We start from the raw sequence: 9,189 nt of genomic DNA on the forward strand, positions 1-9,189 counted from the left end.
CCTAGGTACCTAGGGGCGCGGGGAACTGCGCAATCCTTTGCCTTCAGGGGCGCGGGGAACGGCGCAATCCTTTAGGGGCGCGGGGAACGGCGCAATCCTTTAGGGGCGCGGGGAACTGCGCAGTCTTTTAGGGGCGCGGGGAACTGCGCGAACGGCCCCCACCGGACCCGCACGGACCCACGAACCCCCGGCCGCCAGGCCAAAGGCCCTTGCCCTGCTGGAGCAACCAGCAAGGCAAGGGCCTACTTCAAACTGCGCACATCCAGGTGCCGGAGAACCCGGTCAACGACCTCCGGATTCGCCCCCGGCTCACTACGCGCAGCCAGCACCTCATGCCGAGCAGCCGACAACATCTCCGCCTGAATCCGCCGCACCAACTTGACCCGCCGGGCCCGCTGCGCATGCGCTTCCCGCCGTTCGTCCTCCCCCAGGTCCGGACTGATCCGGTACCCGATGTCGAACGCCCGCCGCAGCAACTGCTCGGTCAGCTCGTCGGACAGATCCTCCGTCTCCCCCAGCTCCCGCAACCGCTGCTTCGCCGCCTGGGCCGCCCGCACGGCAAGCGTCTTCTCGAACTCCTTCTCGCTGTCGGTGTCGGCCTGCACCCCGAGCTTGCGCACCAGCCACGGCAGAGTCAGCCCCTGCACCACGAGCGTCACCATGATCACCCCGAACGCGATGAAGATCATCTCGTCCCGGTTGGGGAACGCCTCCCCGTTCTCCGTCTTCAGCGGAATGGCCAGCGCCAGCGCGACGGACGCCACCCCGCGCATCCCGGCCCACCACATGACGACGGTCTCCCGCGAGCTCGTCGGGATGTCCTCGTCGAGATCCCGCTTCGCGTGCAGCCGCTTGGTCAGCCAGGTGGCCGGCAGCAGCCACAGCAGCCGTACGAAGACGACGACCCCCACGATCGCGGCGGCCCAGCCGAGCATCTCCCCCCAGCGCCCCGACGCCGTCCGGATCGCGTTGTGCAGCTCAAGACCGATGAGCCCGAACGCCACCCCGGTGACCAGCGTGTCGACGATGTTCCAGAAGGTGTGCCCGGCCAGCCTCGTCATGACGTCGTCGGCGTTGTTGGCGTACTCGGCCAGGAACAGCGCCGTGGTCAGCACCGCCAGCACACCGGACCCGTGCAGTTCCTCCGCCAGCACGTAGGACGCGTACGGCACCAGCAGGGTCAGGCTGATCTGCAGCGTCGGGTCCCCGAGCGAGTCCATCAGCCGGTTCGTGGCCCAGCCGAGCCCGAGCCCCACGGCGACCGCGACGACGGCGGACAGCAGGAAGTCGAGTGCCGCGCCCTGCACCGAGAAGGAGCCGCTGATCGCGGCGGCGATGGCCACGTGGTAGAGCACGATGGCCGTCACGTCGTTGAACAGCCCCTCGCCCTCCAGGATCGACACCAGCCGGCGCGGCAGACCGAGCTGTCCCGCGACGGCGGTCGCCGCGACCGGGTCGGGCGGCGCCACCAGCGCGCCGAGCGCCACGGCGGCGGCGATCGGCAGGCCGGGCACGATCGAGTGGGCGACCGCGGCGACCACGGCGGTGGTGACGAACACCAGGGCCACGGCGAGCAGGAAGATCGGCCGTTTGTTGGCGGTGAACTGCCGCCAGGAGGTACGCCGTACGGCGGCATAAAGCAGTGGGGGAAGCAGCGCGGGCAGAATCAGGTCCGGCGGAATGTCCACGTTCGGTACGAAGTCGAGGACGGCCAGCACGATCCCGAGCAGGGTCATCAGCACCGGCGAGGGAAGCCCGAAGCGGTCCCCCAGCGGAACGCTGACGACGGCCCCGAGCAACAGCACGAACAACAGGGCCAGCTGGTCCACGTTCAGCGCTCCAGGGATCTAGACGGTCAGAACAAGCCAGACCCCAAGCGTGCCACCGCATTCACTTTCCACACGCGGACACCCCGCCGCCCCGAGAACTCCACCCACCGACGGCGCCCCGTCAGGAGCGCGGGGAACTGCGCGACAAGGCCGCCCCTCAGGGGCGCGGGGAACTGCGCGACCAGCCCCCACCGGGCCGCACCCGAAGACCGCCCGCGCCCACCCGAACGCCTAAAGCGCATGCCTACAGCGCACGCCGCATCGCCCGATGCGAAATCCCCGCATCGAGGAACTCGGGCCCGTAGGCCACGTACCCCAGCCGCTCGTAAAACCCCAGCGCATGCGTCTGCGCATGCAGATCCACCGCCACAAGCCCCCGCGCGCGTGCCGCGTCCTCGATGCCCCGCACGAGCGCGACCCCCACGCCCATCCCCCGCGCCGCCTTCACGACGGCGAGCCGCCCCAGCGCGCCGACGCCGGGCTCCCCGCCGGTGCGGCCGGCCGCGGCCTCCCCGTGCAGCAGCCGCCCCGCCCCGAGCGGCAGCCCGTCCTCACCCACGGCGAGCACATGCACGGCGACGGCGTCGTACGCGTCGTACTCCAGGTCCTCGGGGACCTGCTGTTCGACGACGAAGACCTCCTTGCGCACCGCGAAGCAGGCCTCGCGGTCGGCGAGATCCTCGGCGACCCGCACCGCACAGGGCGCCGGGCTCGGCGACGGGCTCATGCGTTGCTTTCCTCCCGGACGCGGTCCAGCGCCTGCTGCAGATCGTCGGCGTAGCCGGCCTCGAACTCGACCCACTGTCCGTCCCCGGGGTGCTCGAAGCCGAGCCGTACCGCCTGCAGCCACTGCCGGGTGAGCCCGAGCCGCTTGGCGAGCGTCGGGTCGGCCCCGTACGTCAGGTCGCCGACGCAGGGGTGCCGGTGGGCGGACATGTGGACGCGGATCTGGTGCGTGCGTCCGGTCTCCAGCTTGATGTCGAGCAGTGAGGCCGCGCGGAACGCCTCGATCAGGTCGTAGTGGGTGACGGAGGGCTTGCCCTCGGCGGTGACCGCCCACTTGTAGTCGTGGTTCGGGTGCCGGCCGATGGGCGCGTCGATGGTGCCGCTGGTCGGGTCGGGGTGGCCCTGGACGAGCGCGTGGTAGCGCTTGTCGACCGTGCGCTCCTTGAACTGGCGCTTCAGCGACGTGTACGCGTACTCCGACTTGGCCACCACCATCAGGCCCGAGGTGCCCACGTCGAGGCGGTGCACGATGCCCTGGCGCTCGGCGGCGCCCGAGGTCGAGATCCGGTAGCCGGCGGCGGCGAGGCCGCCGATCACGGTCGGCCCGGACCAGCCGGGGCTGGGGTGCGCGGCGACACCGACCGGCTTGACGATCACGACCACGTCGTCGTCGTCGTGCACGATCTCCATGCCCTCGACGGGTTCGGCGACGATCTGCACGGGCGGGGCGGCCTGCGGCATCTCGACTTCCATCCAGGCACCGCCGTGCACCCTCTCGGACTTCCCGACCACCGAGCCGTCGACCGTGACCTTCCCCGCCGCGGCGAGCTCGGCGGCCTTCGTACGGGAGAAGCCGAACATGCGGGAGATGGCGGCGTCGACACGCTCGCCCTCCAGGCCGTCGGGCACGGGCAGGGTACGGATATCGGGAACGGTACTCACCCGTCGAGTATGCCGGACGGGTGAGACACCGGCTCACGGCAGCCCGCGCGCCCGGCCGCCGCGGACCGTGGCGCGGCCTGCTCAGTCCTTGTGGACGGTGCCGTCCGGGTCCAGGCCCCGGAAGGACAGCAGCACGATCAGGATGCCGCCGCAGACGATCGCGGAGTCGGCGAGGTTGAAGACCGCGAAGTGCTTGGGGGCGATGAAGTCGACGACCGCGCCCTCCAGGACCCCCGGCGCGCGGAAGATCCGGTCGGTGAGGTTGCCGAGCGCGCCGCCGAGCAGCAGACCGAGCGCGATCGCCCAGGGCAGGCTGTAGAGCTTGCGGGCGAGCCGGGCGATCACCACGATCACGGCGGCGGCGATCACCGTGAAGATGATCGTGAAGGCCTCGCCGAAGCCGAAGGCCGCGCCGGCGTTGCGGATCGCCTCGAACTTCAGCCAGTCCCCGATGATCTCGATCGGCTCGTGGTGCTCCAGCTTCGCGACCACGATCAGCTTGCTGATCAGGTCCAGCGCGTACGCCAGGGCGGCGACGGTGAAGAGCACGGCGATCCGGCGCCTGCCCCTGGGCGCCGCGGCTTCGTCCGCGGCCTGGTCCACGGTCGCTCCGCTGTCGGACTGCTCCGGCCCGACCTCCGCCGCGCCCGGGGTTTCCGGCGTATCCGGCGTATCCGGCGTACCGATGATGCGCTCCGCCTCTGCCACGTGAGTGAGTCCCTCGACCTAGGTGCCTGACTGAGCACGAGGGTACGGCACGGTCCGCCGCGGTCAGGTGCCCAGGAGGCACACCGGGCGGATCGTTGTTCGACCGGCGGGACGTCAGTAGCGGCGTTCCTGCTTCTGCTTGCACTCGACGCACAGCGTGGCCCGCGGGAAGGCCTGCATGCGGGCCTTGCCGATGGCGTTGCCGCAGTTCTCGCAGAGCCCGTACGTACCCGCGTCCAGGCGCTCCAGGGCTCGCTCGGTCTGCTCCAGCATCTCCCGCGCGTTGGCCGCGAGGGCCATCTCGCTCTCGCGCGTGATGTTCTTGGTGCCGGTGTCCGCCTGGTCGTCGCCCGCGCCGTCCCCGGAGTCGCGCATCAGCCCCGCCAGGGACTCCTCGGAGTGCGTGATCTCGGCCCGCAGCCGCAGGGCCTCGGAGAGCAGCTCCTCGCGCGCCTCCGCGGCCTCCTCCGGCGTCCACGGGTCCTCCCCGGGGCGTACCGCGAGTTCGCCGGGCTCCGCCGCGGCCACCCTCGCCTTGGGAACCGCGGTGGGCTTGTCCGCCGCCGCGGCCGTGCCAGAGGTCTTCTTCGCAACCACCGTCGTGGCTCCCGTCGTCTCGGCGGCCTGTGCCGCTGCTCCGTCGGCCGCGGAAGCGACCGTCTTGCTGGCCGTGCGTGTGCCCTTCGCGGGGGCCGCCTTCCTGGGCGCCCTCTTCACCGGCGCGGCGGACTTCCCGGCCGCCTTCTCCGCCTTCTCCGCCTTCGCGGAGACGGGCCGCGTACCGGCCGTCTTCGCGGCGACCGTCTTCTTGGCAGCGGTCTTGTCGGCAGCGGTCTTCTTGGCAGCCGCCTTCGTAGCGGCCGTTTTCGTACGAGGCTTCTCCGTAGAGGCCGTTTTCGCAGGAGCCGTCTCCGTGGAAGCCGCCCCCATGGATCTGCCGGACGCCGACTGCTGTACGGCGGTCTTCTTCGCCACCATGGCCGCGGCCCCTTCACATTTTGTGACCTTGCACGCGAATCGTGCTGGGACGATAAATCGACTTGAGTCCCGCGGCAACGGGGCACGCCGCCCGATCCGCCCGCCCCGCGCGTACCGCGCAGCGAGTCTGCAAGCGTTGTGCCCAGCTCCCCGCCGGGTAATCCGCCGCGTCGGCCGTCCCACGATGCGAACAACGGCGCCTCGGCATTCGGGTCAGTGCCCGCCGCTTCCGGGCCGCGCCGCCCCTCCCCCGCGGGCCCCGCAAAACCGGTCGGCCGCTGTCGGCCCGGCGCCGTACACTGGGCGCAGCGAGAAGCGTGGATGGGGACGAGTAGCGGCGTAAGCGGCCAGGAGCGACCCGGGGACGGTGTGAGCCCGGGGGCGAGCGCGACGCGAAGATCACCCCGGAGCCGCCGGAAGAAAGCCGCAGCGAGCCCGCAGCGGCCGGTAGAACCGGTATCGCGACCCCAATGAGGGGGCTCACCGGCGTGCGGAATGCGGCGGAGGGCCAAGGAGGGTGGTACCGCGGGAGCGCGCCGCACGGCGCAGGTGACAGCCCAGCTCTCGTCCCTCCGGACGGAAGGCAGAAGTCCGCCGGAGGAAGTTCGTTGGATACGCAGCCGAGTACACAGCCGCAGTACCGCCAGGTGCCGGCCCAGATCGACCTGCCCGCTCTTGAGCACGCGGTGCTCGACTTCTGGAGCGAGCAGAAGATCTTCGCCAAGACCCTGGAGCAGTCCGAGGGCCGCCCGGAGTGGGTGTTCTACGAAGGCCCGCCCACGGCCAACGGCATGCCGGGCGCCCACCACATCGAGGCCCGCGTCTTCAAGGACGTCTTCCCGCGCTTCCGCACCATGCGCGGCTACCACGTGGGCCGCAAGGCCGGCTGGGACTGCCACGGCCTCCCGGTGGAGCTGGCGGTCGAGAAGGAGCTGGGCTTCACCGGCAAGAAGGACATCGAGGCGTACGGCATCGCCGAGTTCAACGCCAGGTGCCGTGAGTCCGTGACCCGCCACACCGACGCGTTCGAAGAGCTCACGACCCGCATGGGCTACTGGGCCGACCTGAACGACCCGTACCGGACGATGGACCCGGAGTACATCGAATCGGTCTGGTGGTCGCTCAAGGAGATCTTCAACAAGGGTCTGCTGACCCAGGACCACCGCGTCGCCCCCTGGTGCCCGCGCTGTGGCACGGGCCTGTCCGACCACGAGCTGGCGCAGGGCTACGAGACGGTCGTCGACCCCTCGGTGTTCGTCCGTTTCCCGCTCACCTCCGGTCCGCTCGCGGGCGAGGCCGCGCTCCTGGTGTGGACGACGACCCCGTGGACCCTGGTGTCCAACACGGCGGTCGCCGCGCACCCCGACGTGACGTACGTGGTGACGACGGACGGCACCGAGAAGCTCGTCGTCGCCGAGCCGCTCGTCGAGAAGGCCCTCGGCGAGGGCTGGGAGACCACCGGCCAGTCCTTCACGGGCGCCGAGATGGAGCGCTGGACGTACCGGCGCCCCTTCGAGCTCGTCGAGTTCCCGAAGGACGAGCCCGCCCACTACGTGGTCAACGCGGAGTACGTGACCACCGAGGACGGTACGGGTCTCGTCCACCAGTCCCCCGCCTTCGGTGAGGACGACCTCAAGGTGTGCCGCGAGTACGGGCTGCCGGTCGTGAACCCCGTGCGCCCCGACGGCACCTTCGAGGAGGACGTCCCCCTCGTGGGCGGTGTCTTCTTCAAGAAGGCCGACGAACAGCTCACCGAGGACCTCCAGAACCGCGGTCTGCTCTTCAAGCACATCCCGTACGAGCACAGCTACCCGCACTGCTGGCGCTGCCACACCGCGCTCCTCTACTACGCGCAGCCGTCCTGGTACATCCGCACCACGGCCATCAAGGACCGGCTCCTCCAGGAGAACGAGAAGACCAACTGGTTCCCCGACTCGGTCAAGAACGGCCGCTACGGGGACTGGCTGAACAACAACATCGACTGGGCCCTGTCCCGCAACCGCTACTGGGGCACCCCGCTGCCGATCTGGCGCTGCGAGGACGACCACCTCACCGTCGTCGGCTCCCGCGCGGAGCTCACCGAGCTGACGGGCACCGACCAGTCGGAGCTCGACCCGCACCGCCCGTTCATCGACGAGGTCACCTTCGCCTGCCCGACCTGCGAGAAGACGGCCACGCGCGTGCCGGAGGTCATCGACGCCTGGTACGACTCGGGTTCGATGCCGTTCGCGCAGTGGGGCTACCCGTACAAGAACAAGGAGCTGTTCGAGAGCCGCTACCCTGCGCAGTTCATCTCCGAGGCCATCGACCAGACGCGCGGCTGGTTCTACACGCTGATGGCGGTCGGCACGCTGGTCTTCGACAAGTCCAGCTACGAGAACGTGGTCTGCCTCGGCCACATCCTCGCCGAGGACGGCCGCAAGATGTCCAAGCACCTGGGCAACATCCTGCAGCCGATCCCGCTGATGGACCAGCACGGCGCGGACGCCGTGCGGTGGTTCATGGCGGCCGGCGGCTCCCCCTGGGCGGCCCGCCGCGTCGGCCACGGCACCATCCAGGAGGTCGTCCGCAAGACGCTCCTGACGTACTGGAACACGGTCGCCTTCCAGGCCCTGTACGCACGCACGGCGGGCTGGGCGCCCAGCGCGGCCGACCCGGCCCCGGCGGACCGCCCGGTCCTCGACCGCTGGCTCCTGTCCGAGCTGCACGCGCTCACCGACCAGGTGACGCAGGCTCTGGAGTCGTACGACACCCAGCGGGCCGGCAAGCTGCTCTCGGCCTTCGTCGACGACCTGTCGAACTGGTACGTACGCCGGTCCCGTCGCCGCTTCTGGCAGGGCGACAAGGCGGCGCTGCGCACCCTGCACGAGGTCGTCGAGACGGTCACGCGGCTGATGGCCCCGCTGACCCCGTTCATCACCGAGCGGGTCTGGCAGGACCTCGTGGTGCCGGTGTCCGCCGACGCCCCGGAGTCCGTGCACCTGTCGACCTGGCCGGAGGCGGACCTCTCCGTCATCGACCCGGAGCTGTCGAAGCAGATGGTGCTCGTACGCCGTCTGGTGGAGCTGGGCCGTGCCACGCGCGCGGAGTCCGGTGTGAAGACCCGCCAGCCGCTGTCGCGCGCGCTGGTGGCGGCGACCGGTTTCGGCTCGCTCGACCGTGAGCTGCACGCGCAGATCACCGAGGAGCTGAACGTGAGCTCGCTCGCGTCCCTGTCCGAGGTGGGCGGCTCCCTGGTCGACACGACGGCGAAGGCGAACTTCCGCGCGCTCGGCAAGCGCTTCGGCAAGGGCGTCCAGGCGGTGGCGAAGGCCGTCGCCGAGGCCGACGCGGCGGCGCTGTCCCTGGCGCTGCGCGAGGGCACGGCGTCGGTGGAGGTCGACGGCGAGACCGTCACGCTCGCCCCGGACGAGGTCATCATCACGGAGACCCCACGCGAGGGCTGGTCCGTCGCCTCGGACTCCGGGGCCACGGTCGCGCTCGACCTGGAGCTGACGGAGGAGCTGCGGCAGGCGGGTCTGGCCCGGGACGCCATCCGGCTGATCCAGGAGGCCCGCAAGAACAGCGGCCTCGACGTGGCCGACCGGATCGCCCTGCGCTGGACGTCCACGGACCCGAAGGTCGTCGCGGCGCTCACCGAGCACTCCGCGCTGATCTCGGACGAGGTCCTCGCCACGGACTTCGCCCAGGGCGAGCCGGACGACACCTACGGCCCCGCGTTCACGGACACCCCCCTGTCCCTGACGTTCCACCTCCGCAAGGCCTAACCCCGACCCGCGTACGGGCACGGCCGCCCCCCACCCCCTGCGGGCGCGGCCGTGCCCGCCTCCCCCTGCGGGCGGAGGCGGCCACCCCCCACCCCCACCCCCCTGCGGGCATGCGTGCCGCTAGGGGCGGCACGGGTGGGCGCAGCGGCACCCTGCAAGCGCAGGCCCGCGACAGCTCCGTGACCCGAGCACCAGCACAGAGCACCAAAAGAAGGCCCCGGGCCACCAGAACTCCTGGT

At 70.8% G+C, this 9,189-nt stretch carries 6 protein-coding genes; 1 reads left to right on the forward strand and 5 read right to left on the reverse strand.

The window, feature by feature from the left end; genetic code table 11:
* Positions 1–242 precede the first annotated feature (242 nt).
* The 5 genes from ACFWGJ_RS37420 to ACFWGJ_RS37440 form a co-directional block, all read right to left on the reverse strand.
* On the reverse strand, positions 243–1,829 hold the full coding sequence (locus ACFWGJ_RS37420; protein ID WP_387333432.1) for a Na+/H+ antiporter: 1,587 nt from the start codon (positions 1,827–1,829) through the stop codon (positions 243–245).
* Positions 1,830–2,073: 244 nt separating this feature from the next.
* Positions 2,074–2,556, reverse strand: coding sequence for a GNAT family N-acetyltransferase (locus ACFWGJ_RS37425; RefSeq protein WP_387333433.1), 483 nt, complete (start codon positions 2,554–2,556; stop codon positions 2,074–2,076).
* Positions 2,553–3,497, reverse strand: coding sequence for an RluA family pseudouridine synthase (locus ACFWGJ_RS37430; RefSeq protein ID WP_387333434.1), 945 nt, complete (start codon positions 3,495–3,497; stop codon positions 2,553–2,555). The genes ACFWGJ_RS37425 and ACFWGJ_RS37430 overlap by 4 nt, the downstream gene beginning before the upstream one ends.
* 81 nt (positions 3,498–3,578) lie before the next feature.
* Positions 3,579–4,205: a signal peptidase II gene (gene lspA / locus ACFWGJ_RS37435; protein ID WP_387333435.1), complete on the reverse strand. Its 627-nt coding sequence runs from the start codon at positions 4,203–4,205 to the stop codon at positions 3,579–3,581.
* A 114-nt stretch (positions 4,206–4,319) separates the two neighbouring features.
* Positions 4,320–5,183: a TraR/DksA family transcriptional regulator gene (locus tag ACFWGJ_RS37440; RefSeq protein ID WP_387333436.1), complete on the reverse strand. Its 864-nt coding sequence runs from the start codon at positions 5,181–5,183 to the stop codon at positions 4,320–4,322.
* A gap of 608 nt (positions 5,184–5,791) precedes the next feature.
* Between ACFWGJ_RS37440 and ileS the strand changes: the two genes are divergently transcribed.
* Entirely contained in the window at positions 5,792–8,950 is a 3,159-nt protein-coding gene (ileS, locus tag ACFWGJ_RS37445) for an isoleucine--tRNA ligase (RefSeq protein ID WP_387333437.1), read from the forward strand.
* Positions 8,951–9,189: the final 239 nt, after the last annotated feature.

Source organism: Streptomyces sp. NPDC060205 (assembly GCF_042728395.1).
Taxonomy (GTDB): Bacteria; Actinomycetota; Actinomycetes; order Streptomycetales; family Streptomycetaceae; genus Streptomyces.